25 protein-coding genes and 1 other annotated feature are annotated in these 26,626 nt (G+C 40.9%); of the genes, 1 reads left to right on the top strand and 24 read right to left on the bottom strand.

Features of this window, described 5'->3' with window-relative positions:
• Positions 1-37: 37 nt before the first annotated feature.
• The 5 genes from ACYQ1I_RS10845 to ACYQ1I_RS10825 all read right to left on the bottom strand — a co-directional run bounded on the left by ACYQ1I_RS10845 (position 38) and on the right by ACYQ1I_RS10825 (position 5,755).
• Positions 38-1,342, bottom strand: coding sequence for a bifunctional folylpolyglutamate synthase/dihydrofolate synthase (locus ACYQ1I_RS10845; RefSeq protein WP_459765146.1), 1,305 nt, complete (start codon positions 1,340-1,342; stop codon positions 38-40).
• A 154-nt stretch (positions 1,343-1,496) separates the two neighbouring features.
• Positions 1,497-4,157 (bottom strand): valine--tRNA ligase, encoded by a 2,661-nt coding sequence (locus ACYQ1I_RS10840; RefSeq protein ID WP_459765144.1) that lies wholly within the window; start codon positions 4,155-4,157, stop codon positions 1,497-1,499.
• Positions 4,150-4,374, bottom strand: coding sequence for a hypothetical protein (locus tag ACYQ1I_RS10835; protein WP_459765142.1), 225 nt, complete (start codon positions 4,372-4,374; stop codon positions 4,150-4,152). Before ACYQ1I_RS10835 ends, ACYQ1I_RS10840 begins: the two co-directional genes overlap by 8 nt.
• A gap of 58 nt (positions 4,375-4,432) precedes the next feature.
• Positions 4,433-4,656 (bottom strand) — a binding site (T-box leader).
• A gap of 85 nt (positions 4,657-4,741) precedes the next feature.
• The gene (locus tag ACYQ1I_RS10830; RefSeq protein WP_459765140.1) at positions 4,742-5,296 is read right to left on the bottom strand and encodes a CDP-alcohol phosphatidyltransferase family protein; all 555 of its coding nucleotides are present in this window, start codon (positions 5,294-5,296) and stop codon (positions 4,742-4,744) included.
• A 138-nt stretch (positions 5,297-5,434) separates the two neighbouring features.
• On the bottom strand, positions 5,435-5,755 hold the full coding sequence (locus tag ACYQ1I_RS10825) for a DUF7678 domain-containing protein (RefSeq protein WP_459765138.1): 321 nt from the start codon (positions 5,753-5,755) through the stop codon (positions 5,435-5,437).
• A 149-nt stretch (positions 5,756-5,904) separates the two neighbouring features.
• Here ACYQ1I_RS10825 and ACYQ1I_RS10820 point away from each other — a divergent pair, with 149 nt between their 5' ends.
• Complete coding sequence (locus ACYQ1I_RS10820) at positions 5,905-6,909, top strand: ABC transporter substrate-binding protein (protein WP_459765136.1); 1,005 nt, start codon at positions 5,905-5,907, stop codon at positions 6,907-6,909.
• A 70-nt stretch (positions 6,910-6,979) separates the two neighbouring features.
• Here ACYQ1I_RS10820 and aroQ read toward each other — a convergent pair whose 3' ends face one another.
• The 19 genes from aroQ to ACYQ1I_RS10725 form a co-directional block, all read right to left on the bottom strand.
• Positions 6,980-7,417, bottom strand: coding sequence for a type II 3-dehydroquinate dehydratase (gene aroQ / locus ACYQ1I_RS10815; protein WP_459765134.1), 438 nt, complete (start codon positions 7,415-7,417; stop codon positions 6,980-6,982).
• 54 nt (positions 7,418-7,471) lie between these two features.
• Positions 7,472-8,836, bottom strand: a complete 1,365-nt coding sequence (locus ACYQ1I_RS10810; RefSeq protein WP_459765132.1) for an RsmF rRNA methyltransferase first C-terminal domain-containing protein — start codon at positions 8,834-8,836, stop codon at positions 7,472-7,474.
• Positions 8,837-8,864: 28 nt separating this feature from the next.
• Positions 8,865-9,548, bottom strand: a complete 684-nt coding sequence (locus tag ACYQ1I_RS10805) for an anaerobic ribonucleoside-triphosphate reductase activating protein (protein WP_459765130.1) — start codon at positions 9,546-9,548, stop codon at positions 8,865-8,867.
• An 11-nt stretch (positions 9,549-9,559) separates the two neighbouring features.
• The gene (locus ACYQ1I_RS10800) at positions 9,560-11,695 is read right to left on the bottom strand and encodes a ribonucleoside triphosphate reductase (protein WP_459765128.1); all 2,136 of its coding nucleotides are present in this window, start codon (positions 11,693-11,695) and stop codon (positions 9,560-9,562) included.
• 422 nt (positions 11,696-12,117) lie between these two features.
• On the bottom strand, positions 12,118-12,300 hold the full coding sequence (locus tag ACYQ1I_RS10795) for a hypothetical protein (protein ID WP_459765126.1): 183 nt from the start codon (positions 12,298-12,300) through the stop codon (positions 12,118-12,120).
• A gap of 64 nt (positions 12,301-12,364) precedes the next feature.
• Positions 12,365-12,520: a hypothetical protein gene (locus ACYQ1I_RS10790; RefSeq protein WP_459765124.1), complete on the bottom strand. Its 156-nt coding sequence runs from the start codon at positions 12,518-12,520 to the stop codon at positions 12,365-12,367.
• Between the two features lie 103 nt (positions 12,521-12,623).
• Positions 12,624-13,103 (bottom strand): FMN-binding protein, encoded by a 480-nt coding sequence (locus ACYQ1I_RS10785; RefSeq protein WP_459765122.1) that lies wholly within the window; start codon positions 13,101-13,103, stop codon positions 12,624-12,626.
• A gap of 133 nt (positions 13,104-13,236) precedes the next feature.
• Positions 13,237-14,778, bottom strand: a complete 1,542-nt coding sequence (locus tag ACYQ1I_RS10780) for a putative polysaccharide biosynthesis protein (protein WP_459765120.1) — start codon at positions 14,776-14,778, stop codon at positions 13,237-13,239.
• A 131-nt stretch (positions 14,779-14,909) separates the two neighbouring features.
• Complete coding sequence (locus ACYQ1I_RS10775; RefSeq protein WP_459765118.1) at positions 14,910-15,224, bottom strand: ATP-binding cassette domain-containing protein; 315 nt, start codon at positions 15,222-15,224, stop codon at positions 14,910-14,912.
• Complete coding sequence (locus ACYQ1I_RS10770; protein WP_459765116.1) at positions 15,218-15,598, bottom strand: ATP-binding cassette domain-containing protein; 381 nt, start codon at positions 15,596-15,598, stop codon at positions 15,218-15,220. Before ACYQ1I_RS10770 ends, ACYQ1I_RS10775 begins: the two co-directional genes overlap by 7 nt.
• 3 nt (positions 15,599-15,601) lie before the next feature.
• Positions 15,602-16,807, bottom strand: coding sequence for a hypothetical protein (locus ACYQ1I_RS10765; protein ID WP_459765114.1), 1,206 nt, complete (start codon positions 16,805-16,807; stop codon positions 15,602-15,604).
• 102 nt (positions 16,808-16,909) lie between these two features.
• Positions 16,910-17,770, bottom strand: coding sequence for an ABC transporter permease (locus ACYQ1I_RS10760; RefSeq protein ID WP_459765112.1), 861 nt, complete (start codon positions 17,768-17,770; stop codon positions 16,910-16,912).
• Positions 17,771-18,047: 277 nt separating this feature from the next.
• Positions 18,048-19,133, bottom strand: coding sequence for a dipeptide epimerase (locus ACYQ1I_RS10755; protein WP_459765110.1), 1,086 nt, complete (start codon positions 19,131-19,133; stop codon positions 18,048-18,050).
• 128 nt (positions 19,134-19,261) lie between these two features.
• A complete protein-coding gene (locus tag ACYQ1I_RS10750) occupies positions 19,262-19,588 on the bottom strand; it encodes a DUF3870 domain-containing protein (RefSeq protein ID WP_459765108.1) in 327 nt (108 codons plus the stop codon).
• A gap of 32 nt (positions 19,589-19,620) precedes the next feature.
• A complete protein-coding gene (locus tag ACYQ1I_RS10745; RefSeq protein ID WP_459765106.1) occupies positions 19,621-21,036 on the bottom strand; it encodes a C40 family peptidase in 1,416 nt (471 codons plus the stop codon).
• A gap of 22 nt (positions 21,037-21,058) precedes the next feature.
• Positions 21,059-22,219, bottom strand: coding sequence for a DUF819 family protein (locus ACYQ1I_RS10740; RefSeq protein ID WP_459765104.1), 1,161 nt, complete (start codon positions 22,217-22,219; stop codon positions 21,059-21,061).
• Between the two features lie 353 nt (positions 22,220-22,572).
• A complete protein-coding gene (locus ACYQ1I_RS10735) occupies positions 22,573-24,000 on the bottom strand; it encodes a carbon starvation CstA family protein (protein WP_459765102.1) in 1,428 nt (475 codons plus the stop codon).
• A 150-nt stretch (positions 24,001-24,150) separates the two neighbouring features.
• Positions 24,151-24,924: a LytR/AlgR family response regulator transcription factor gene (locus tag ACYQ1I_RS10730; RefSeq protein WP_459765100.1), complete on the bottom strand. Its 774-nt coding sequence runs from the start codon at positions 24,922-24,924 to the stop codon at positions 24,151-24,153.
• A 4-nt stretch (positions 24,925-24,928) separates the two neighbouring features.
• Entirely contained in the window at positions 24,929-26,626 is a 1,698-nt protein-coding gene (locus ACYQ1I_RS10725; RefSeq protein WP_459765098.1) for a LytS/YhcK type 5TM receptor domain-containing protein, read from the bottom strand.

The raw sequence follows: 26,626 nt of genomic DNA, 5'->3' as shown, positions 1-26,626 counted from the left end.
TTTATAAACAGTATATTCAAGTTAGGGAGTTGTATACTTATTCTGTTAAGAGATTTTTAATATACTTCCTGGCTTCACCAATCATATAAAGGGAACCGGCCACAATTATTGCTTCATTTTCTTTTGTTATTCCATAGGCTTCTTCAATTGCCCGGGGTATATTTTCCTGTATCCATACCGGCTTTGAATACCCTTTAATTAGCTCTGCCAACTGGATCGGCTCCATGGCCCTGGGATTATCGGGTCTTGTTACAACCACCCGTTGAACATGGGGAATAATCAGATCAAGGTATCCCTTCACATCCTTATCGGCCAGCATACCAATGACCAGTGTAATCTGGTAATCCCTTAAAAGCTCCACAATACTTTGCTTCAGGGCCTCGGCTCCATGGGTATTATGGGCACCATCAATAATGGTCAGGGGGCTTTTTCTTAAAACCTCAAGTCTTCCTGGCCAGATGGTTTCATTAAGACCCTTGTACAGATCCTCTTTTTGAATTTTTAAATCGGCATACCGCTTAAGGGCTTCTATAACCCAAAGGGCCGTACAGCAATTGTCAATTTGATGCTGCCCCAGCATTTTTATTTTAACCTCATGATAGAAAGTATCCATCATTTCTACCGAAAAGCATTGGCCCTCCAGGCTGCTGGAATGGACCTTAAGATTTCCTGGCTGGACTGGAACATATCGGCTGTTCCTTTCCAGGCACAGCTCCTTCAAGACCGTCATTGCCTCCTCCTGCTGGGGAGATATGACTGTTATACAATTATTTTTAATAATTCCCCCCTTTTCAAAGGCAATCTCTTCAAGACTGTTTCCCAGGTATTGCATATGATCGAAGCCAATGGGAGTAATGACAGAAACCAAGGGGGCTTCAACCACATTGGTGGCATCCAACCGTCCTCCAAGACCCACCTCCAGTACTAGGTAATCCACCTGTTCCTCTTGAAAATAAGTAAAGGCAATGGCAGTAACTACCTCAAACTCAGTGGGGTGGTTTTTTCCCTCCTCCACCATCTGCTGTATTTTTTCCTTTACCCTTGCTGTATAATGAGCCAGCTTTTCCTCTGGAATTTTTTCACCATTTATTTGTATTCGTTCTGTAAAGGTTTCTAAATAGGGTGAGGTATAGAGACCTACCCGATATCCTGCCATTTTTAAAATACCGTGAAGAAAGGCCGATGTAGAGCCTTTGCCATTGGTACCGGCCACATGGATTATCTTCAGCCCTTGCTGGGGACTGCCCAATAGCTTCAACAAGTATTGTATGTTTTCAAGGCCCAGCTTGCTGCCAAATTGATTGGTACCATGGATAAAGTCCAGTGCTTCAAGATAATTCATTGTTGTTTTCCTCCGTTTTTATAATGTATGCTCTATCTATCCTCTTAACAAAACCCCAATGGAAGTGGTAAGCCCCTGCTTAACCAGTGTCGGCCAGAAACTCCTATTTAAGAATAATCGTCTGTAGGCCGCCGGTCAGCAGGAGCTTAAGTATTTATTGTTTTTTTCCTTTAAGTGAATTCAATCTTTCCATCACTGTTGACATCATCTGTTGAAATTTGACTTCTTTTTGACGTTCCTCCTGAATCAAAGCCTCTGGAGCCTTAGACAGGAAGCCCTCATTGGAAAGCTTTCCAGTTACCCGCTTTATTTCGGCCTCCAGCTTTTTCTTTTCCTTTTCCAGTCGTTCTATTTCCTTTTCAAAATCAATCAAATCATCCAATGGAATGAAGAGCTCAGCCCCCTGCACCACAATGGAAACTGAATCAGACGGAATTTCATCCTGGTTTGAAAGCACATTTATTTCTGATATCCCTGCCAACGTATTGAAATATTGTTTTCCCTCTAGAATTATATCTGCCGTTATGGAAGAGGCCGCCACCATGAACAGCTTGGCCTTTTTAGAAGGAACCACATTCATTTCGGCCCTTACATTACGGATATTTTTAATGGCACTCATAATTAATATCATTTTCTCTTCCGCTTCCCGATGGCTTTGATCCTCCTGGAATACCGGCCAGGGAGCAGTAATAATGTGACTTTCTTCTTTTTTTGGCAGATAACTCCATATTTCCTCGGTAATAAAGGGCATATAGGGGTGCAATAGCTTTAGAATATCCTTTAATACATAAATCAGCGTGTATTGGGCTGCCCTTCTTTTTTCCTGATCCTCTCCATAGAGCCTTGGCTTTGCCAGTTCAATATACCAGTCACAGTATTCACTCCATATGAATTCATAGAGTTTTTGAGCCCCCAGCCCAAGTTCGAACTTATCCATATTATCGGTTACATCTTTAATTAATTCATTTAATCTCGACATAATCCAATAGTCGGCTGAGCTAAAATGATCCTTAACCCCTTCATAGTCGGGGGTCTCCTCATCAAGGTTCATAATCACAAATCGGGTGGCGTTCCAAAGCTTATTGGCAAAATTTCTGCTAGATTCCAGCTTTTCCATATGGAACCTCATGTCATTTCCCGGGGAATTTCCTGTCAATAGGGTAAAGCGTAGGGCATCGGCTCCATACTGCTTGATTACCTCAAGGGGATCAATGCCATTTCCTAGGGATTTACTCATTTTTCTTCCTTCATTATCCCTGACAATCCCGTGAATCAACACATGCTTGAAGGGAACCTCCTTCATAAATTCCAGACCTGAAAAGGCCATTCTTACAACCCAGAAGAAGATAATGTCGTAGCCTGTCACCATCACATCGGTTGGATAAAAGTATTCTAATTCTGGTGTTTTTTCCGGCCAACCCAGGGTGGAAAAGGGCCATAGGGCTGAACTGAACCAGGTATCTAATACATCCTCATCCTGCTTGAAGGTGTTTGACTGGCATTTTGGGCAGGCTTGAGGAGCTGTTTTTGAAACAATTACTTCACCGCAGTCCTGGCAGTAGTAGGCCGGAATTCGGTGACCCCACCAAAGCTGCCTGGAAATACACCAGTCTTTAATATTTTCTAGCCAATGAAGGTAGGTTTTGCCATATCGCTCGGGTACAAATTTGATGCTGCCATTTTTGACTGCCTCAATGGCAGGAGCGGCCAATTCCTCCATCTTAACAAACCATTGCAGCGACGTTACAGGCTCTACAACTGTATTGCACCGATAGCAATGGCCCACATTATGATTGTGCTCCTTTACCTTTACCAGATACCCCTGGGCCTCTAAATCCTTTACAATTTGCTTTCTGGCATCATAACGGCTTAGCCCAGCATATTGACCGCCCTTTTCATTAATAGTAGCGTCTTCGTTCATTACTAAAATCTGAGGAAGATTGTGTCTTAACCCAACCTCAAAGTCATTGGGATCATGGGAAGGGGTAATTTTCACGGCCCCTGTTCCAAATTCCGGATCAACATATTCATCAGCTACAACGGGGATTTCCCGATTCATTAAGGGCAATATAAGGGTTTTGCCAATAAGATGCCGATAGCGTTCATCATTGGGGTTAACTGCTACAGCCGTATCACCCAGCATGGTTTCCGGCCTTGTGGTGGCAATCTCAACTGTTTCATCACTGCCCTTAACCGGATATTTGATATGCCAGAAATGGCCGCCTCGTTCCTCATGCTCTACCTCTGCATCTGAAATGGAGGTTTTACATTCGGGGCACCAGTTGATGATTCGGTTTCCTCGATAGATTAAGCCCTTTTCGTAGAGCTTGATAAACACCTCAGTGACTGCTTTGCTAAGGGTTTCATCCATGGTAAAGCGCTCCCGCTCCCAATCACAGGAATCCCCCAGCTTTTGCATTTGCTCCAGGATTCTACCGCCATATTCTTCCTTCCACTGCCATGCTCGCTTCAGAAAGCCCTCTCGGCCTATATCCTTCTTTGTTAAGCCCTCTTCTTCCTTAAGCCTTTCCACCACCTTTACCTCAGTGGCTATACTGGCATGATCGGTACCCGGCTGCCACAGGGCTTCAAACCCCTGCATTCTCTTCCAGCGAATTAATACATCCTGTAGGGTATGATCTAAGGCATGGCCCATATGAAGCTGCCCTGTAATATTGGGGGGAGGTAATACAATACAGAAGGGCTTTTTATCAGGATTCACCTTGGCATGAAAATAGTGATTATCGAGCCATTCCTGATAAATTCTGTCTTCAAATTCCTGGGGGTTGTAATTTTTTGGTAAATTGTTATTCATAAGTTTTCCCTCCTAAATTTATAAATCGTAAAAACTCCAATTCCTGCGGAAATTCACTTAATATTATCAATATTGCGCCCAAAATAACCATCAAGAGACCCACTGCTTTAACCCAAAGGGCCTGTTGGGCCGTTAAGGAAGTGCGTTTTTCAATGAATTTGTTTAAATACACGGCAATGGCCCCTATCAATAGAACCACCAAACCTAAATAAAACAAGGCTCCCTCTCCTTCCCCTTAATACTTGATTATGTGCACTAAAAAACCCTTCATCCTCAATAAGGACGAAGGGTTCGATTCGCGGTACCACCTTAATTCCTGCACTTATAACAATAGCAGGCACTTCAACAAATTAACGGTCACCCGACTGTATTTACTACGATTTCAATACAGCAGCTCCAAAGCTACCTTCGATAACTCACTTCCCTGAAGAACCTTTCAGCCAAGGGCCCTTCTCTCTGATGGGGCTTATTATCTACTCCTCTTCTTCTCAGCCTTTACTTTATCAAATTGTGTCTTTAAGAATAACCTTTAATATATATTTTGTCAAGTATTAAAAAATATTATAAGGGTTTTATAGGATTTGTCAAGACAATTTTTCCGGTTCATTCTCCATTGAAGCTTGATTTTTGACAATTTTTAATCCCAGAATGAAATAATTAATAAAGGCACCGGCTGTAAAGGCTACTGCAAAAATCGTCAGGGGTCTGGCGAGGGGCAGCCCCAGGGCAACCCAAATAACAACTATATAAAATAGCACTGTTGCTATTTTACCGTAGTGATTAGCCGGTAAAACCGCCTTATTTTTTCGAGTGTAAAGGAAGATGCCCCCCATCACCAGCATGGTTTCCTTTAGACCTACAATCAAAATAACCCACGGAGGAAACAACCCCTTGATGGTAAAGGATATTAACACGGTTATTAACATGAGCTTATCGGCCAGGGGGTCCATAGCCTGGCCCCATTTAGTAATAAGGTTATACTTCCTGGCAATATAGCCGTCAAGCATATCTGTGGCCCCTGCCAAAAGAAAGATAATCAGTCCGTAAATTACATAATTGGATGAAGCTGAGAAAAATATCAATATAAATATCGGTATTAATGCAAATCTTATGGCGGTTAGTATATTTGGTATATTCATCGTATCCCTCTTTTCCTGCTGCTTACTGCTTTTTAATTATTTTTTCCTTATTATATCATATCATCTTTTTAACAAATTAGGAAGGAGCCTACTAAAAAGCTTGCAGCGAAAAGTCTTAAAAATATACCTTTAAGCAGTTTATTTCACCAGCCTAATTGAATATATCCTCTCTAAATATTCTATCAGGTATCGAATCATGGCATCATAACTGTTGTTGAAAACTTCCCATTTCCTTTTGTAATTGGCATAAATCAGCCTTTTGGTATAGGCCGACATAGGGATATCCTTATAAATGCAGAGTCTTGAAATCCTTCCCTTTCCATATTCCAGACTATAGGGATTGATCCCATATTCAACTGCTTCCTTATGAACCAATGCATACCAGCTAAAATGATCTATTTCACCTTTTATATATCCATAACGATTCTTACCGGGGTATATTTTAATGTTCCAGGACATCTAATCTCCTCCAAGTCCAATCAATCCTTTATTTCCATTGTATGCCTTTTTTAGTATTACTATTCATTACTGGGTAACACTTCACAGCAGGGCCGAATATGATAGATTATATTGTTAAATTGTAGAAATTAATGAATGGAGGAAAATTTATGCGGTCAAAGGTTATTGCTCTGGCAATGCTGTTATTGCTACTGCTTACTACTATTCTATTCTATGGCTGCCAAAAGGATACAATGACAAAGATTCAGCTGATGGAGGTTACCCACTCGGTCTTTTATGCACCCCAATATGTAGCTTTAACCGAGGGCTTTTTTGAGGAGGAGGGCCTCTCGGTGGAAATAATCGATGGCAAGGGGGCAGATAAGGTAATGGCGGCTCTGCTAAGCAACCAGGCTGACATAGGCTTTATGGGCCCTGAGGCTTCTATTTATGTTTATAATCAAGGAAAGGACGACTTTGTGGTGAACTTTGCCCAATTAACCCAGCGGGATGGTTCCTTTATTGTTTCAAGAATTCCCGAACCCGATTTTCAGCTGGAGGACCTGCGGGGAAAGGAAATTTTAGGAGGGCGTAAGGGGGGCATGCCCAATATGGTACTGGAATACGTGCTAAAGCAGCACGGCTTGATTCCTGGAAATGATTTGAACGTCAGAACCGATATTCAATTCGGTGTTATGGCCGGAGCCTTTGCAGGGGGCGAAGGGGATTATACTACATTGTTTGAACCCAGTGCCACCATTATTGAACAGGAGGGTAAGGGCTATGTAGTAGCCTCTGTCGGCGCAGAAAGTGGTTACATTCCCTATACTGCCTATTCCGCCACCAAGAGCTATATTGAAAATAATCCTGAAGTTATTCAGAAATTCACCAACGCCATCTACCGGGGAATGCTTTGGGTGGAATCCCATAGTGCTGAAGAGGTGGCCAAATCAATTCAACCCCATTTTCCTGACACTGATATAGCAACCCTTACCACCGTGGTGGAGCGCTATCGTTCCATCGGTTCCTGGGCCCCTAACCTGGTATTAACAAAGGATGGCCTGGATCGCCTTCAGGACATTATGATTGACGCCGGTGAGCTGACTGAACCAGTTCCCTATGAAGAAATTGTTATTACTCGATTTGCTGAGGATGCAATGAAAAATATACAATAAAGCTGAATAGCCAGGGCTTATCCCTGGCTATCTTTACACATTATATTTATTAATACCGAAGGACTAATCCTTAATCCATGGCACCGATGGCTGCCCTCAGCCCTAACAGGTAGCTGTCTAACCCAAACCCACAAATTTGCCCCTTAACGATATCGGCAAAAACAGAGTGGTGCCGGAATGCCTCCCTTGCATGAATATTAGACATATGTACCTCTACAATTGGTACTGTCAAAATAGCCAGGGCATCCCTTATACCATAGCTGTAGTGTGTCCATGCTCCGGCATTAATCACCACAGCATCCACCTTTTCTAAAAAGGCTTGATGGATTCTTTCGCACATTTCACCCTCATGATTTGTTTGAAAGGTGATTAGTTCAACCCCCAGCTCCTCCGCCAGGTTCTTTAATTTTTCATCAATTTCCTCCAGGGTCATATTTCCATATTGTTTTGGGTCCCTTAAGCCGAACATATTGTGATTAATACCATGGAGCATCAGCACCTTTTTCATCTAAATCGCCTCCTGCTTATCAGAATAGTTTAAAGCCGATCAAAACTACTAAGGCTAAACCCAACGTAATCCCTTGGGATAATGATTTTTCAGCCTTTGATCTACCAGCTTCCCCCAGCCCAGACTATAGCCCTCTACAGTCACAAGGTACCAGCCCTTGGGCCCCTGAGCTATAAGGGCTTCACCCTTTAAATATTTTACGACTTCGGGGGAATCAATTTTTAGGTTTATATGGTGGTTTACCTCCTCTGGTGTTAATGTCAATGCCAGGGCATGGGAGGGCTCAAAGCGATTTTTTTTAAGGGTACCCAGATGCCAGCCGGGGCGTACTACCCTCAGGTTTTTAAGGGAAATCATTTCCTCAGGCAATATATATAACTGGTCTCCAAAGAGATGATATTTTCCCCGGGGGGAATCTATCATGGCTTCCTTTAGAAATTGAAGATAATCCTTAGGAATTTTTGAATCGGTCAATCCCTCTGCCTCTTGTAAAACACCCGATTCTTTCCCCGTCGTCTTTTTTAATACAGCAATGTAGTGGCCTTCCCCATGAAGCCTGTGGGGCCACAAGCGTAGGGTTTTCTCAAGATATTCAGATCCCTCCGGAACCCACTGGGCCCTGCCCCGGCTGAAGCCTTCGTAGACTTGAACCCCTTCTATTTCAAAGAATGGATTGAGGCCAATGAAACGATTAATCACCCCTTCATTTTCCTCCGGTGAGAAGGTACAGGTGGAATAAACCAGCCTGCCTCCGGGTTTCAGCAGCTCTGCTGCCTGGGCCAGTATTTGACTCTGTCGATCTGCACAGGCCAGTACATTTTCCTTGCTCCATTCCAGACAGGCCTGGGGGTCCTTCCGGAACATTCCTTCCCCTGAACAGGGGGCATCCACCAAGATTCGGTCAAAATATGCAGGGAAGTACCTAACCAGTGCTTCTGGTTTTTCGTTCATCACCACAGCATTTTTAATTCCCATTCGCTCTACATTCTGGGCCAGTATCTTCGCCCGGGCAGGATGTATTTCATTGGCCACTAAAAGGCCCTGCTGGTTCATTTTAGCCGCCATATGGGTGGTTTTACCTCCCGGAGCTGCACATAAATCCAGTATCCGTTCGCCGGGCTGAGGGGCCACCAGCTCTGCCACTGCCATGGCACTGGGTTCTTGTATATAATAGAGGCCGGCCTCATGATAGGGGTGCTTGCCGGGCCGATCCAGGGAACCATAATAAAAGCCTGTTTGGGCCCAGGGCACCGGCTTCAACATAAAAGGGCTTTTTTCCATAAATTCCTTGACATCTACCTTCAGGGTATTGACCCTTAAGCCCTGTTTTTTTTCCTCTGAGTAGCTTTTTATAAAGGCATCATACTCTTCCTTTAAAAGGCCTTCCATTTTAATCAGGAAATCCTTGGGCATTTCCATATTTGTCACCTCAATTTCTTATTCAGACTCATCTGACCCGGCAGCTTTGAAAATAGGGCTTAATGATTTCAGCTATGGCTGCCAATTTCTTTTGTTCCATTGGTTTAAGTCTGCCCACTCCGCCTAAAACCATGTCTGAATCTCTAAAATTCTGTAAAAAATACCCCCTGGCCCCCTTTATATATTCCGCTATTTCCAGTATATCCTCCTGGGTAAAGAATTCCTCACAGACAGTGGTTCTAAATTCATAATCGATTGATGAAGCGCTGATCAGTTCAATGGATTCCTTAATTTTTTCTATCGCCACCGCCGTCTTTGTGATTGCTTGATATTTTGACAAGGGGGCTTTAATATCCATGGCTACATAATCTAAAAGTCCTTCCGACAAAAGCAGTCTGATAAGCCCCGGAGCGGTACCATTGGTGTCGAGCTTAACAAAAAATTCAGCCTGCTTCAGCTCCTTAATAAAATGGTACAGCCCCTGCTGCAGGGTTGGTTCTCCTCCTGAAATACAGACCGCATCAATATATTTTTTTCTCTTCATTAAGAATTCCAGTACCTCCCGGGCTTGAATGGGCTGCCCCTCACCTAAAACCATTTGCCGGTTATGACAATAGGGGCACCTAAAATTACAACCGCCGGTAAAGACGACGGTTGTAATTTTATCAGGATAATCTATAAAGGAGGATTTTTCTATTCCTAAAATATTCACTTTATCACCCTCTATGAAACGGCAAATGCCTCTTTTTCCTCAATTTTTTCAACATTCAGCAGGCTTTCTTGGGTATTGAATTCCCGCCGGTCCTTATATTCCTCTTGCTTTCCCTTGTTCCACGCTTGAACCGGCCGATGGAAGCCCACCACCCTTGTCCAGACCTCTGATTCCTTACCACAATCAGGACATTCAAAATGTTCACCTGAAAGATAGCCATGATCCGGGCAGATGGAGAAGGTTGGCGTAATGGTGATGTAGGGTATGCTGCTGTTTTCCATGACCTTTTTCAATAGCTGCTTACAGGTTTCGATATTATCTATTTCTTCTCCTATAAAGCCATGTAACACCGTTCCCCCTGTATAAAGGGTTTGAAGGCGCTCCTGCAATTCAATGGCCTCGAAGATATCACTGGTATGACCCACTGGTAATTGGGTAGAGTTGGTATAATAGGGCTCATCCTGCCCCTGGGCAAAGATTTTAGGAAACATCTTTTTGTCGATTCTGGCAAAGCGATAGGCAGTCCCTTCGGCTGGAGATGCTTCCAAGTTCCAAAGGCTTCCGGTTTCCTCCTGGAAAATTTGAATGACTCGATTCATAAATTCCATTACCTCTACGGCAAATTCATTGCCCTCAGGTGTGGTAATATCCTTGCCAAGGAGGTTAATACAGGCTTCATTCATACCATTCAGCCCAATGGTGGAAAAATGATTTTTAAAATATTCTCCTGTGCCATCCTTTACCCCCTGCAGATAATATCTTGAGTAGGGATATAGACCGGCATCCATGTAGCCCTCTAATATCTTTCGCTTGGCCTCGCAAATTTCCTTGGCATACTCCATTAATTCCCTTACACGTTTTTTAAAATCCTCTGGCGTTTTTGCCAAATAACCCACCCTGGCCATATTTAAGGTAACAACATTAATAGAGCCTGTTAAGGGGTTAGCCCCAAATAATCCGCCTCCCCGTTTTCGAAGCTCACGATTGTCCAGCCTAAGCCGGCAACACATTGACCGAATGTCTTCCGGCGAAAGGTCTGAATTAACAAAGTTTGCAAAATACGGTGTACCAAATTTCCTTGTCATTTCCATGATTGAATTAACCACCTCAGAATTCCAGGGGAAATCATCAGTAATGTTAACGGTAGGAATAGGGAAGCTAAAGGCCCTGCCTGCTCCATCGCCTTCCATCATAACCTCACAGAAGGCTATATTGAACATATCCATTTCTTTTTGAAATTGCCCATAGGTTTTATCCATATGTTTTCCGCCAATGATAACGGGTTGATTTTTTAGCAGCTGATGAGGGGTAATATCCAGTGTTACATTGGTAAAGGGGGTCTGAAAGCCAACCCTGGTCGGCACATTCAGGTTAAAGACAAACCGTTGAATCGCCTTTTTTACCTGATCGAAACTCAAATTGTCATAGTATATAAAAGGGGCCAGGTAGGTATCAATACTGGAAACCGCCTGGGCTCCTGCCGATTCACCCTGCAGGGTATATAATAGGTTCACCAGCTGCCCCAGGGCCGATTCAAAATGCTTTGGAGGCTTTGATTCAATTTTTCCCTTGGCACCTTTAAAGCCCATGGTCAAAAATGCCTCTAAATCCCAGCCACAGCAATAGGGGGCCAAAAGCCCCAGGTCGTGAATATGTAAATCGCCGCGGATATGGGCATCCCTGAGCTCCCTTCGGTATATTTTATTTAGCCAATATTTCGTAGTAATACTCTCAACTATGTGGTTGTTAAGCCCCTGCAGTGAAAAGCCCATATTGGCATTTTCATTGACTCTCCAATCCTCCAGATTGATGTATTCCTCTACCATTTTTTCGGCATCCATGAAAAGATTTTTGACCTCCCGCATCTCTTCATGCTTTTTTCGATAAAGTATATAGGCCTTTGCTGTTTTAGCATGGCCCTCTTCGATTAATACCTTTTCCACGACATCCTGAATATCCTCCACCGATGGAACCCCGGCGCCATAGGTTTCGTTGATAATGTCAACAACAATCTTGGTCAGCTTAACAGCCGTCACTTCATCATTTCCCTCAACTGATTTTGCCGCTGCAAATATGGCATCTCTAATTTTTTGGGAGTCAAAATCTACTATTTCCCCACTTCTTTTTTGTATCTTTGTCACAGCCATAATACCCCTCCTATTGTACTGATCTATGTCTTTTTCTACTACATATTGTATATATTACATGATTTAACATTCGATTTACAAGGATATTTTGGAGCGATATGATGGTTTTTTTCCCGGAATAGCTGGCCTTTACTTTCGTTTCCTTCTTAATTTATTTATTATAGCACTGGCCCCTTAATAATGGAATTAACGTTGAAATTTCAAGAAATCATATTCCAAAAATAAAAAAGATTTGGTAGGGTGTGTCTGAATGCTCCGAAGGGTGCAGATTTTACTGAATTTTTGTTCCAAGCAAGGCGCTTTTTTGAAGGCATACTAGGAGTACGTCAAGGAAAAGCAACGCTTTCAGACACGCCCTAGCCTACAGGTATTAAAAAGCTGTGGGCTAACCAACGGAAATATATAAAAGGGTTACTCTATTTTCAGGTCCATTTCGGAGGATTAAACTCGTTGTTAAAGGCTTTAATACGTTCTCCCTCATCCTCTGAAAGGATATAGGCCTCAATACCATCCCTGGCATACTGCTTTACCATTTCAATGGCCTGGTCTCGGCCCATGGGTGACGAGATGCCGGCTTCGGTTCTGATCACAAATTTCTGCTCCATAATGGTTCCTCCCTGTTTCATAGTTTTGAAAAAAGGGCCCCTATGGGCCCTAAGAAGTGATGTTTTATTGAAGCCCTCCACCATCCAGGGCCTCTTCTTCGGTGATAATATGGGAATTAATGCCATGATCTGCATAAATCATAACCTGTCTAACGGCTTCATGCTCTGTTAGCGGATCTGAAAGACCATGCTCTGACTGTACAACATATCTTTTTTCCATATCATTAATCCCCTTTCTTTTGATTATTTATTTAATTTTATTATTCCACCAATGGCCTTCATAATATAAAAGAAAAACCTCCCATTACGGGAGGTAATTCCTGCTATTTCAAGGCTTCTGTGGCTAATTCTACAAATTTTTCTGAAGCACTGGTGGCACCAGTGACCATATCAACCTGCTCAGGATTTTGATTTTCAATTAAGGAATTTTCCAATTGCTCATAGGCTTCGGGGGCACTAACCCCTGAGGCTTCTTCCCATCGTTGATTATATTCCTCATCTTCAGACTTCAGGTTTCCTTCTTCATTTTCTTCCTCATAGTTAACTTCTGTAATTCTTCCATCGGCCACTGTAATCTCGATCATTGCCTTCCAGCCCCGCTCATCGGGCTCTCCTTCTGCCGTATGGGTACCATCCTCGTAGTTTACTTCCTCATTGTTGCCTGTTGTGGGCGGTGGAGTAGTATTTTGTGGGGGAGTTTCAGGTTCTTGCGGCTCCTCGGGCTGCTGTGGCTGGCACCCTACCGTAAAACCCAGCACCAATAATACAACCAATAGGAATGTAATACCTTTTACACGTTTCAATGTAAAACCTCCTTATTCAAATAACTGGTTTTTTTAAAAAACCTTACTTCTATTATTTTGGACAAAATTATACCCACTATTCATTAAAAATTGAAAATAGTGGGATTTTTTTATTCAACTGATCTTAAATTTACTAAAATAGACGCCTTTTTTCAAAATCAATTGCACCAGTTAAATATAGTACAACAAAATAAATTATGCCGCCGATAAAAATCCCCCCCAGGGTAGCCACAGCTTCCCTCAAGGTTACACCATAGATAAAATGAAATGCACCCTTCACACAAGCTGCCATTACCAAGGTTGCCAGCCCCGGCTTAATGAAAAGCTCCAGGGGAGACATTTTAAATTTAATTAATCTTCTCAGCTGCAAAAAATTAAGGGCCATTATGACAAAATAGCTACAGATGGTACCAATAACCGTACCGATGATATTCAGGTGACTGGCCAGTAAAATATAGCTCACCACCAGCTTTACCAATACCCCTATTAATAAATTAAACACAGGAATAAATACACGGTTCATTCCCTGTAGAATTCCTGTCAGGGTTTGGGCCAGAGCAATGAAGATGACATTAAGGGCCACAATCTTTAAAATGTCTCCCCCGGCTTCATTGCTTCCCCACAGCAGGTGAACAATCTCCTCTGACAGCAGCGACAGCCCCACAGTGGCTGGCAAAGCAATGATGATGGTGGTTTTGATTCCTGAGGTTATTTTATCTGTAAGCTCCATGAGCCTTCTTTTACTAAGGGATTCTGAAACAGCCGGCACCAGACTGGCAGACATGGCCATGCTAAAGGTTAAGGGAACATTCATTAGGGTAGTGGCCTTTCCCGTTAATCTGCCATAAAGAATCGTGGCTCCCTCTAGGGTATAGCCACTTTGAATCAGCCTGGAATGAACAATAACGGAATCAATTACTCCCATTACAGAGCTTAAGACCGCCCCTATGGTGATGGGCAAAGCCAGCCAGGTTAATCTTTTTACAATTGCCCAGGCGGTATCACGATTGATGGATCTTCCCTTTTTTACTTTATTTTTTCTGTACTTAAGGTAATATACCAACAGAACCACAGTTCCCAAAAGGGCACCGCCGGTGGCCCCAAAGGATGCCGCCCCGGCAGCAAAGCCGATGCCCATTTCAATGGTGACATAGGCCAGGGAAAGGCCCACGACAACCCGACCGATTTGCTCTATAATCTGGGAAACCGCCGTGGGATGCATAATTTGCATTCCTTGGAAATAGCCTCGAAAGGCTGACATGATAGATACCAATAATGGTGCAAAGGCAAGGCCCATAACTGAATAATAGGCCTCCTGGGGCCAATCAAGCAAGCGAATAATGGTATTGGCACAGAATAGCAAAAACAACGAGCTACCGAGGCCTATGACTAATAGCATAAAAAAGGACACTCGAAAGACCTTATCAGCCCCTGCTTCATCCCCCAGGGCTATTTTTTCGGAAATTATTTTCGAGATGGCTGCCGGAAAGCCAATTAATGAGACAGAAAGCAGTACCGTATAAATGGGGTAAGGTAACCCAAACAGGCCCATTCCTTCATCGTGCAGCAGATGCTGTAGGGGAATTTTAAAGAAAATACCCAGAAATTTTGCAAATAGCCCTGCAGCAGCTAAGATAAAAGCACCCTTTAGAAAACTTTTATTGGACTTTAACATGGAAGGTCTCCTTCATATGGAAAATATTCTAATTAAATATATTCCAATACCTTATGCCCTTATGAGTGTCTTTATGCGAATGTGATTTTATCAATCCGGCTTACATCATATTTAATTAAGTTAAATCGTTGTCATGATCCTCTGTTCCCTTCAAGGATCATATTGTCAGAAACAATTTTCCCGTCAGACAATTCGATGACTCGCTTACTTTTTTTGGCAACATTTTGATCATGGGTTACTACGACAATTGTGATTTCTTTTCGATTTAGCTCTTTAAAAATATCTAGAATAATTTGCTCGTTTTTATCATCAAGGGATGCCGTTGGTTCATCAGCCAAAATTATGTCCGGGTTATTAACTAGGGTACGTGCAATGGCAACTCTTTGACTTTCTCCCCCTGATATATGCCGTGGAAAACGCTTTAATAAATGATTAATATTCAACATTTCTGATACTTCTTCAACCTTCTTTTCAACTTGTCCTTTTGTAAGACCTTGATACATAGAGGAAGTGAAATGTTATAGAAAACAGAATTATCCGGTATTAATGCAAAATTTTGAACTACAAAACCAATCTTGTTTTTCCTTAAATTTAATTGCTTCTTAAAGTCTCTTTGTCCAACCCTTTGATTATTATAAAAATATTCTCCCTTTGTAAAATGATCAAGAAAGCCTAGTATATTGATCAGTGTGGACTTTCCCGCACCGCTTCTACCGCATATTGCTATAAATTCACCCTTATCAATGGATAAATTAATATTTTGTAATGCAAATGTATTATTAGTTTTATATAACTTGCATATATTTTTTAATTCAATCATTTTTTATCTCCTTATTTGTTCAGGTATATTCATATTGTAAATTTTAATCAAAGATGGTATCGGTATTAAAACTAAAACAAGTAAGATTGAAGCCACCAGATACCAATTAGTTGCACTGTTACTATAAAATAAATACTGTAGTAAATATACAACTATCATTCCTATTAACATTGCCAAAAAGACCTCAAGTAGAATAAATGAAAGGATTGTTTTTTTCTTAGCACCACATATATAATGAATCGAGTAACACTTTAACATCATATCGGTTTTAGACAAAAGATTAATCATGATGGCAGCAATTGATATAATTAACAGCAATATGCTGATAGCTGCAAATATAATGACTATTTCTTTTGTTTTCAACCCCAGAAAACTAACATTTGGTAATCCGATTAAAACATACGGCGGTTCAATATCTAATTCCTCACAGTACCGTTGTATTTTATCCAGTATAACAATTGATGATAAGTCTGAATAGATAATTCCATTGGTGTTTTGAAGATATACTCTTTTTTGGAATTCATGATCTAGTCCGCCTACTGGATCATTAACACAGTCAATTGCGGGTAGTACAAAATATCTGTCTAAAAATACAGTATTTCTATTTCTGTCGACAATATAGCTGTCTTTTTCTAAGAAACCAACCACTTCATATTGTATCTGCCTTCCCAGATACCCAATAAGTAAGCTATCGTTCAATTTAAAGAATTCCTTTAACTCATAACCGATCAACACAGGTAGAGTTTTTCCGGCTTCATAACTGTATTCATCTTCATTAAATACTCTGCCATCTATTAGATTAATTGCTGAGTGTTCTAATACCACAGCATTGATTTGTATAGAATTATATGAATTATTAACCAAGTATTCGATAGGCCTTTGTCCGTAGCCTTCAAAAAACTTCATGTCTAAATCTAAATCGGGAATGTATATAGGCTGCTTCGTTAAAACACCATATTCAAAGGACTCGTCAGCCAATAATTTATGATATAAAGATTTTATTTTTAGAACACCATCTGTTCTGCTAAAAAAATCATCTTCATCTTTACCAAATAAAGAATCTGATAAACTATATGTGCTTTTATTAAGACTTTCAAATTGCTCATTCTTAGATGTAAATTGAATCAATAAATTCGTTGAAATCATGATGGCGATTAATGCCAATACTAAAAGTGATACTAGAGAATTAGATAATTTTCTTTGATTCATGAAGATTCGCAAATAATTTCGCAAAAACTCGCCCCCTACCTTATCTTGTCGCATATTGGTAAATTCCTTTTGTTGATAAAAGAAGCAACAAGAAGTATTGAATTACATCCGGTGATAAATAACAGTATAAATAATGTTACTAGAAATATTATATTTAAACAGGTTACCAAGAAAACTGAATATTATTAAATGAAACCTATGCCCGCACATCCTTCTTATAAAAAACTCTCTATGGCTCTTCTTTATCCAAAACAGAATTAGTACTATATAACCAAAGGATAGCATTGAAAATATTAATAGAAAGATGACACTACCAAAATTTCTTAAACCCAAAATTCTCTGAGCATTTGCATATTCCTTTTCGATTGTTATAATATCCTTTAAAATAGTCTGATTTTCTAAAAAATATTGAATATCTGATTTTTTATTTCCATCCACTATATATAAGCCTTCCATTTTGATGTTTTGAAGATTTGCAGACAGAAAAACAGTGTAGTCCAGCATACTGGCTTGATCATACCCTATGATGCCTATCACTTCATATGTTAAATTACCATATGTTAGATAATAAGTACCTTCTTCCGATTCAAGCTGATTCAAAATCTGACTTCCCACTACAGCATAATTAGATTGACCAAAAAAATCCTCTTTTTGAAAAAACCTGCCTTCGATCAATTGCGGGTGAATAAATTGATTAGAAGAGAATACAACCCTAACATCCTGTACTGGATTCACTAATTTATATAGCACCAAGCCTCGATTTGAAAATTTTGAATCTAATTGTTCAATATTGTCTATGTAAAACTCACCCTCTAAAGTGACTGCATTTTCACTATAATAATGATTGCTTATTCTTTGGTGTTCAACTACCCTTTGATAATTGTTGACCAGAATAATTGAGGCGAATACAAGAATAAAAGTCATAATTATGATTAGCATTGCAGTAGGTTTAACTAAGGTCATGAAACACCTCCTAAAAGTTTAATTAAAAGAGTAGTTTGAAAGGTTTAGTTTAACTATATCAAACATACGTTTATATTTTCAAGCAATAAATTTCCAGTATCATCCACAATTTGTTTTTTACGCATTTATCACAGAAGGGTATCTGCTCCTTATGATTTTCATAGATTAACATATCAGTACACTTTTAAGAAGTCTCCTTCCTAGTAATTTAAAGAAAAAGGCCACCCTATAATAAATTTAAAGGATGGCGATTTAAAGAATTCAGAAATCTATATGATTAATAAATTACCCCATGTACTGCTTTAAATCCAAACCCTGGATCATCATGAAGGATTATTTTATCCTTCTGGAATACAGCTCCACCCTCTATGGGATCCTCCTTGCACAAAACTGGTCCATCCAGGTCAACTTTGGTAATAATACTTTTTGCCGCAGCAAGATGTACTGCCGCAGTCACACTGATTTTACTTTCCAGCATACATCCGATCATACATTCCACGCCATATATCTCAGCCATGGCACATATTTTTAAGGCATGATGAAGCCCGCCGGTCTTCATCAGCTTAATATTGATTAAATCCGCAGCCCTCATCTGGATAATCTTCATGGCATCCATGGGTGAAAACACACTCTCATCTGCCAAAACTGGAATTGATATATTGTCTGTAACCAGCTTCAGCCCTTCCAGGTCATGGGCGGCAACGGGCTGCTCTACCAATTCTATCTTGAGTCCTGCATCCTCCATTTTTCTCAGGGTATAAATCGCCTCCTTGGGTTTCCATCCCTGGTTGGCATCAATTCTAAGGTCAATATCATAGCCCACGGCCTTCCGGATTGCCTTCATTCTCTTTATATCAGTATCAGCATCCTTTCCCACCTTGATTTTCAGTGTTTTGTAACCTTCAGCTACGGCCGCCGCACTATCCTGGGCCATTTCTTCAGGATCATTGACGCTGATGGTAATATCCGTTGCGATCTCCTTTCGAAAACCTCCCAAGAGCTTATATACAGGGGCCCCATATAATTGACCAAATAGATCATATAGGGCAATATCTATGGCTGCCTTGGCACTGGTATTCTTTACGACTGATTGGTCAAGCCTAATCATGATTTCCTCAAAGCAGGCAATATCCATCCCTATTAAATGCTTTTTAATATGCTCCTCGATGGCCCCTATGATGGCCCCCGTGGTATCTCCTGTGATCACCCCTGTGGGAGGCGCTTCCCCATAGCCAATATGACCTGTATCTGTTTCAATTTTCACAATTACATCCTCCACCCTATGAACCGTCCTTAGGGCAGTTTTAAAGGGTCTCTTTAATGGTATTGATATTTTTCCAAGGCTTATATTGGTGATTTTCATTGTCATTCCTCCAGTCAGGTCTTAAATATAAAAAAATCCAGCAAAGGCACAATCTAAATTGCTCTTTACTGGATTTTATTCATGATGGTATCCTGCGTATGCAACCATACCGATTGAATAAAGCAGCTTTAATAATACTTTTCCTTAACTTCGCAATATTTTTTCAGTGCATCCTTATAGGCAATGATGATTGCCTTTTGGGATGATCCGAAATATCTTCTCATTACTTCCTCTTCAATACCTTCATGGTATTTATCCAGCTTCTTTCCGACGAAGATACTGGCTATGAACTCCCGTGTCGTGTCTACGGTAGCCGCACAGCCCAGGTCAACAATCTCATCGGTAGTTACGTCGACTACAAAGCCGATAAAAAATATCTTGAAGTGGTGGGTTATGGCATTGTCATTACTGGTTCTTCCGTGCCCAATAATATAAACCGTATTTTTATCATACATATAATCACCCTTTATTGTCATTCTACAATTTGTTATTTTTCCAAAATGAACCCTCGAGCCCCATATAGGGCTTCCATGTATGTTTTTCCTGATGTATTTTGCACGATACTCAGGGGGGTTACCGCTACTTCCCATGTAGGATAGTAAACTAGTTTTCCATCATGATCATAGTCGTAAAACCCTGAAAAATCATGAATGATATAGTGCTCATCCTTATATTTTCCTAAATATAGCATAGCATGGCCATTCATATAAAGTCCAGTACCAGGTTCAAGCTTGTTAAGTATTTTTTCTCTTTCTTCAATAGACATCCCCTCTTCCATTTCATGAAATACTCCCGCCGCAAGCCTTCCCTGCTCTGAGGAGTTTCTTGGCAGCTTTATCCCCATGGTTCTGAAAATATCCATTAAAAAGGCCGTACAATCTCTGCCGTTAAACATTCCGCCCCAGCCGTATCGTTCCCCTTGCAGTTTAAAGGCCTGCTTAATTATATTTTCCTTTTTATAAGGCAAATAGCCAATGCTTACATCCTCTAGCCGAGGTATTAAAGCATAATCAATGACCAGCTTGCCTTCATCATTTCTGGTGGGTACCTTCACCACATAGTTTCCGGCGGGATTTTGTTTATATATATTCTGGGGAATTTCACCTGACTTTGCCAGCGGCAATTTAACCCCCATATCAAAGCCTATTTGAGATAATTTTTCATTTAATGGATTATAATTGGAGTACACCCTTTTCCCCGTCACCACTATAAAGGGCTCACTATTTACATAGGAAAATAACGTTTCCTTCGTTGTTAATGCCACATCCTCAACGGGAATCCAAGCCAGATAATTGTACATTTGTGCAAAATACCACTTTCCATCTTTACTTGTGGCTAATATAATTAGGGGTTCAGCAGGGTAGACGGCCGTCTCCATCAGCCTGTCAATTTCATAGTCCTCCGGGCTGCTGAACAATCTTATGTAGGTAGGAAACATCCTCATCTCTGTTCTTCTTACCACGATGCCATAGCTGATTTCATTATTGTCCTCTAGACTATCCAGATTTAAATTTTCCAGTAGAATAGCGTAATCAGCATCTGTCATGAGCTTTCCCCTTTGATCGTATCTCTTGGCAGAAGGCTTTTTGCTGATTTCTTGAATTTTTTTTATTAATTCTTCCCTGGTAAAATATTGCTGGTAGTTTTCTAAATCCACCACCGGGTCACAGCTTAGTATATTCTCTAAATTATAGGCTTCAATTTCATCCGGTGCAGCAATGATTTTTTTTGGTGCATGGGTATTTTTAATCCAAAATTCAGGATATAGCATAGCTTCAGTAACCTTCGGAATATTGGACTCAAATTGCCTGTACTCACCGGATGCAGCAGCACCTGCTGAGGTGGTTGAAAAAAGAGTCATAAAAATTAATATACAGCTCAATATATACTTTATATTTTTCATACCCAGCCCTCCATACATATTTTTATAATAAAGATAAAATCTTTCCTACCAGTAATCCGCCGCCGGTACCTACCACATATCCCATCATCGCCATTAAAACCCCTATGGGGATTAATGCCTCACTGTAGGAGGCAGCCAGAATCGGAGCCGAGGCCACCCCTCCAATGTTGGCCAGGCTGGCGACACCACAGGTAAATAAATCTAATTTAAACAGCTTTGCGATTAAGGCAATTACCAATGCATGTACTCCCAAAATCATAAACCCAGAGATAATATATAATGGCGCTTGGGTAAGCTCAGAAAAATTAGCCCTTGAAGCGATTAAGGCTACGATAATATACAGCATCGTATTGGATATTTGAGATGAGCCGGGAATCTTAGCCAAAGGAGTCATGGCTCCTAAAATTCCTGTAATGGTTACCAATATCACTGTCCAGGTCGAAGCAGAGAGAAAATCTGACTGGGGAAGCTTACCGGCCAGAAAGGTTGCCATGGCCGCAACAAATATACTGGTTCCCACAAGGAATATTAAGTCGGCAAATTCAATATTAGTTCTGACATTTTCCTGAGAACTGGCTATTTCTTCTCCAACCTGATCAATCACGGTTGTATCTGCCCCAGTCCATTTTGCAAATTTACCTGCAAAGGGAACCAAGGCCAATAATATCATAACCCATACTGAATAATTTATTGAATCCATTAGAAGGGCATACCCTAACTTAGCGTCTGGCACATTAAGGGCTCCCTGGACAGCAACCATATTACCGGTTCCCCCCATCCAGCTTCCGCACAGCGCTGCAAAGGCCTTCCACGTATCTGGTTCATAGAAGCCCTTAAAGATGGCATAGGTAACAATAAAGCCTATTCCGATACTAATGGAGGCAGCAAAGAATCCCAGCAGCATCCTTGGGCCCAGCTTAAGTATTTTTCTCAGGTCACATCGTAATAGCATTAAAAATATCATGGCTGGAAGTAAATTACTTCTAAAAATGCTGTAATATAAATTCACATCATCGGTCTTCTGCCATAGCCCGAAGGTAGAAAGCAGCATCGCTCCAAAATAAATAACCACAACAGCCGGTACATACTTAAAAAATTTCCCCGTTGACTTTTTTTCTGCCCACACCACCATAGCGGCGAAAAAAACCAAAAAAGCCAGGTAGGTAAAACCATTGGTAATCATAAATTAACCCCCTTTTATATATTGATTTGATCATGTTAGATCAAAAATAATAGCTGTATGCCTTATCCCAGGTCTTTACAAAAAAAAGGCCAAATAAATAAGTGCTATTTATCTGGCCTTGTTAACGATAATACCATTGGTATCTAATTAAACAAGTGATTATTTTTAGAATATTCAATTATTATTTATAATATAACATAACTTGTATAAAGTCAATATTTTATTCAGGGGGTACTGATCTTGCCCATCAAGAATCTGGCCGGATTGATTTCATAAATGGGATTAACTGACTTAAAAAATGGAGATTCCCCTGGGGAACCTCCATTAGCTTCTGATTCTCTCTTGTTTGTATATTAAGCCTCAATAATCGCTTCTTTATCCTTGTAGCCCTTCACCTTGTACAGGAAGAAACCAAATACGACAACTGCCGTAACTATTCCCACCGGGTAAGAGATGGATGTGGAAAGCTTAAAGCCTTCGGGCGCCTGCAGAATATAGGTGGTAATGACGGCTGTCATGAATACCGCCGGAATGGTGGCAATCCAATGGAATTTCTTTGTCTGCACCAAATACATGGCTGAAGCCCAAAGCATTAAGGTTGCCAGGGTTTGATTAGACCAGGCAAAATATCGCCAAATAATGTTGAAATCAATGAGGCTTAAGCCGAATCCAACGGCAAAGAGAGGTAATGCAATGGTTAAACGCTTACCAATTTTAGTTTGATTTGACTTCATAAAGTCTGCAATGACCAATCGAGCACTTCTAAAGGCAGTATCACCAGAGGTAATGGGACAGGCAATTACACCAAGCATTGCCAACAGCCCACCAAAGCCACCTAATAAAGCAGTTGAAATTTCATGTACCACGGCTCCTGGTCCACCGGCGCCATTTACCGCTGCCAGTCCTTCAGTACCATGATAAAAACTCATTGCCGCGGCAGCCCAAATTAAAGCGATAATTCCTTCTGCAATCATTGACCCATAGAAGATCGGTCTTCCATATTTCTCATTCTCAACACATCTTGCCATTAAGGGTGATTGGGTTGCATGGAATCCACTGATGGCACCACAGGCTATGGTGATAAACAATAAGGGCCAGATGGGCAGATTGTCGGGATGAATGTTTTCCACTCCCAGGGCAGGCAGTTGATATCCTTTCGCCACTAGCATTACACCAATTCCAACGGCCATAACTAATAAGGAAGCACCAAAAAGGGGATAAACCTTACCAATGATTTTATCTACTGGTAAAATGGTTGCCAAGAAATAATAAACTAAAACGATTCCCAACCAAATCTGATAGTTTTCTAGCCCTAAGAAATTTAAGTTGGCCAATAACCTGGCTGGGCCTGTCATAAATACGGTTCCTACCAGTACCAGCAATACCACAGAGAAAACCCGCATAAATTGTTTAGCACCATTTCCTAAATATTTACCAACGATTTCAGAAACACTATCACCATTGTTTCTAATGGAAAGCATACCTGAAAAATAGTCATGTACCCCACCGGCAAAGATACTACCGAAGACAATCCAGAAAAATGCCTTGGGCCCCCAAAGGGCACCGGCAATGGCACCATAGATTGGCCCTAGCCCTGCAATATTAAGAAATTGAATTAAGAATATCTTGTGCCAGGGCATCGGTACATAATCAACACCATCTTTCATGGCATGGGCTGGAGTTTGTCTCTCTTCTCTGATTCCAAAGATTTTTTCGACAAATTTTCCATAAACTAAGTAGCCCACTACCAGGACGACAACAGAGATTAAAAATAAACCCATATAAAAAACCTCCCTATAATAAGATAATAGCGGTCATCTTTATTATATAGGGAGATAAGGTAAGCGTTTTCAAAATCATCATGAAATGTCGAAATTACTGCTTGAAATGTTTTGATTGTAGTATGTTTTGTTTTAAGTTTGTCATTCTGGTTAATTTTCTAAACCAACCAGCTCTTTAAATTCCTTCAGCTTGTTTCTGCTGATGGGTATATGGTGATTATCAACACCCCTCATTTTTACCTGTAGGCTATTATTAAACCAAAGTACAATTTCATCGATTTCATCAAGATTAATCAAGTAGCTACGATGGGGCCTGAAAAACCCCAGGGCCTCTAACCGTTCCTCCCATTCTGTCATGGAGGTGGTGGTTATATATTCGCCCCGTTTACTAACCACCTTGGTATTACGCTCCTCTGTTTCAATATAAATAATATCCTTTAAGCAAAGAACAAATAGCTTTCCATCCTTCTCAAGGGTAATTTTTCGATTGTTATGCTCCAACTGCAGATGCCGCTCCAGCAATTGATGAACTGAGCTTAAGGTATGCTGGGGGCTATTTTTTAATTCCTCCCTCAGCTTTTGAAGGGTTTTTTGAAAACGTCCTTCATCCACTGGCTTGAGCAAATAATCAATGGCTGAAAATTCAAAGGCATCGATGGCATATTCATTATAGGCCGTAACAAAGACAATTTTAGGTGGTTTCCTTAATTTTATCAATCCCGCTGCAATTTCAAAGCCAGTCATGTCCTGAAGCTGTATATCCAATAGTACAATATCAGGCAGTTTTTCTCTGCAAAGCTCCAGGGCATCTTCACCATTTGAAGCTTCCCCTACTATAGTAAAATCCTGGTACTGACCCAGTAGATTTTTTAAATTTAATCTTGCCGGCATCTCATCATCAATAATTACTACTGAATAGCCCATCTGCCTACCCCCTAGAGATAATACTTGGTATTCTAATTTTCACACTGGTACCACCATTAATCATGCTTTCTACAGCCAGCTGATAATCCTTTCCATATAGGTTCACCAGTCGTCTATTTACATTGGTCAGCCCTACAGATTTGTCGTCTCCTCGGCCCTTTAAAAGGGCTTTAACCTTTTCTGTTTCAATTCCGACTCCATCGTCAATTACCTCTAAAAGCACATCATCCACCTGTTTTCTGGAGCGAATGGTGACAGACCCTCCATTTTTTTTAGGAAGGATACCATGTATCACTGCATTTTCAACAATAGGCTGGAGTATTAAGGGAGGAAGCTTACAGGTAATGGTTTCGTCTAATTCATAAGCTACCTTGAGCCTATCTCCAAACCGGGCCTTTTCTATTTCCAGATAGGAGGCAATATGGGCCAGCTCTGTTTCAATATCTACCATATCCTGATTACTTTTTAGGCTTTTTCTAAAGAGGTCCGCAAGGGAAATCAGCAAATTTTTTGCCTTAATGGTATCGAACTGCATAAATGACACAATGGTATTGATGGCATTAAAAAGAAAATGAGGATTAATTTGGGCCTGCAGGGTTTTCAACTCTGATTCAATTAATAATTTTTTTTGATAATCCAGCTTACTTAGCTCAATCTGGGTGGAAAATAGCTGGGCCAGCCCCAGGGCCAGCTCTATATCTACTGAGGTAATGCTGTTTTCATCCTTTTTGTACAGCTTCAGGGTTCCAACCACCTGTTCACGATCCTTCAGGGGAACGATGATAGCTGATTTTAACTGACAATCCCTTCGATTGCATTGAATATCTTTTTGATTTTCAATAATTTTAAATTTCCCCTTTTGAATAACATCCTTCGTCACCTCGGTTTGAACCAGGGCTCCTATAGCATGATGGTCTTCGCCAATCCCCTTGTGGGCTAAAATTTCTTTATCATCGGTAATGGCCACCGCAGCCACATCGACTGATGCATATATTATTTCCACAACCTTCTGAGCTACACTGTAGTTCAAGCCCTTTCTCAAATAAGGCAGTGTTAGATTGGCAATTTTTAATGCCTTTTCTGCCTGACTTGCAGCAATTCGTTCGTATTCGGTATAAATATTCTCAATAATTCCGATAAAGATTGAAATTCCCAGGGAATTTACCAGCACCATGGGCAATAGAATGATCTTCACCAGCTCCAGGGCATCCCAGAAGGGTCTGACAAGGAGGAGGATGATCACCATTTGAACGATTTCTGCAAAAACTCCGATAAAAAAGGCATATTGCCATTTACCTCGTTTATTTTTAATATAATAATAGCCATAGCCGCCAATAAGACCTTCTACAATGGTGGAAACAGCACAGGCAAAGGCAGTGAAGCCTCCGATGTCAATTAAATAGCGATGCCCCCCTGCTATGATCCCGGAAAGCAGCCCCACCAGGGGACCTCCCAGTAAGGCCCCCACCATAACCCCCACGACACGGGTGTTGGCCAGGGCACCGTAGATGGGTACACTGGAATAGGTACCCATAATTCCTACCAAGCCAAAGAAGAGTGCCAGCACAATTTTTTCCCTGACCCCTACATCCTTCTTGGTAATCAGCTTACGAAATATACCGATTTTAGATACAATAACCGCCAGTATAATAATGATTCCCAGTTTATTAATTAAGGCCAGTATCATTTCAATAATAATCAT

Source organism: Alkaliphilus crotonatoxidans (assembly GCF_054658015.1).
The sequence above is the reverse complement of the archived record's forward strand: the minus strand, read 5'-3'. Positions and strand labels throughout refer to the sequence as shown.

Bases quoted from the DNA above. Each gene is read 5' to 3' on its own strand.
- ACYQ1I_RS10740 (WP_459765104.1), bottom strand. From the start codon at position 22,219: ATGATTACCAATGGTTTTACCTACCTGGCTTTTTTGGTTTTTTTCGCC.
- ACYQ1I_RS10845 (WP_459765146.1), bottom strand. From the start codon at position 1,342: ATGAATTATCTTGAAGCACTGGACTTTATCCATGGTACCAATCAATTT.
- ACYQ1I_RS10750 (WP_459765108.1), bottom strand. From the start codon at position 19,588: ATGTATGATAAAAATACGGTTTATATTATTGGGCACGGAAGAACCAGT.
- ACYQ1I_RS10765 (WP_459765114.1), bottom strand. From the start codon at position 16,807: ATGAATCAAAGAAAATTATCTAATTCTCTAGTATCACTTTTAGTATTG.
- ACYQ1I_RS10810 (WP_459765132.1), bottom strand. From the start codon at position 8,836: ATGGAAATGCCCAAGGATTTCCTGATTAAAATGGAAGGCCTTTTAAAG.
- ACYQ1I_RS10725 (WP_459765098.1), bottom strand. From the start codon at position 26,626: ATGATTATTATTGAAATGATACTGGCCTTAATTAATAAACTGGGAATC.
- aroQ (WP_459765134.1), bottom strand. From the start codon at position 7,417: ATGAAAAAGGTGCTGATGCTCCATGGTATTAATCACAATATGTTCGGC.
- ACYQ1I_RS10760 (WP_459765112.1), bottom strand. From the start codon at position 17,770: ATGACCTTAGTTAAACCTACTGCAATGCTAATCATAATTATGACTTTT.
- ACYQ1I_RS10730 (WP_459765100.1), bottom strand. From the start codon at position 24,924: ATGGGCTATTCAGTAGTAATTATTGATGATGAGATGCCGGCAAGATTA.
- ACYQ1I_RS10790 (WP_459765124.1), bottom strand. From the start codon at position 12,520: ATGGAAAAAAGATATGTTGTACAGTCAGAGCATGGTCTTTCAGATCCG.
- ACYQ1I_RS10820 (WP_459765136.1), top strand. From the start codon at position 5,905: ATGCGGTCAAAGGTTATTGCTCTGGCAATGCTGTTATTGCTACTGCTT.
- ACYQ1I_RS10800 (WP_459765128.1), bottom strand. From the start codon at position 11,695: ATGGCTGTGACAAAGATACAAAAAAGAAGTGGGGAAATAGTAGATTTT.
- ACYQ1I_RS10775 (WP_459765118.1), bottom strand. From the start codon at position 15,224: ATGTTGAATATTAATCATTTATTAAAGCGTTTTCCACGGCATATATCA.
- ACYQ1I_RS10770 (WP_459765116.1), bottom strand. From the start codon at position 15,598: ATGATTGAATTAAAAAATATATGCAAGTTATATAAAACTAATAATACA.
- ACYQ1I_RS10780 (WP_459765120.1), bottom strand. From the start codon at position 14,778: ATGTTAAAGTCCAATAAAAGTTTTCTAAAGGGTGCTTTTATCTTAGCT.
- ACYQ1I_RS10825 (WP_459765138.1), bottom strand. From the start codon at position 5,755: ATGTCCTGGAACATTAAAATATACCCCGGTAAGAATCGTTATGGATAT.
- ACYQ1I_RS10840 (WP_459765144.1), bottom strand. From the start codon at position 4,157: ATGAATAACAATTTACCAAAAAATTACAACCCCCAGGAATTTGAAGAC.
- ACYQ1I_RS10745 (WP_459765106.1), bottom strand. From the start codon at position 21,036: ATGAAAAATATAAAGTATATATTGAGCTGTATATTAATTTTTATGACT.
- ACYQ1I_RS10830 (WP_459765140.1), bottom strand. From the start codon at position 5,296: ATGAATATACCAAATATACTAACCGCCATAAGATTTGCATTAATACCG.
- ACYQ1I_RS10735 (WP_459765102.1), bottom strand. From the start codon at position 24,000: ATGGGTTTATTTTTAATCTCTGTTGTCGTCCTGGTAGTGGGCTACTTA.
- ACYQ1I_RS10755 (WP_459765110.1), bottom strand. From the start codon at position 19,133: ATGAAAATCACCAATATAAGCCTTGGAAAAATATCAATACCATTAAAG.
- ACYQ1I_RS10795 (WP_459765126.1), bottom strand. From the start codon at position 12,300: ATGGAGCAGAAATTTGTGATCAGAACCGAAGCCGGCATCTCGTCACCC.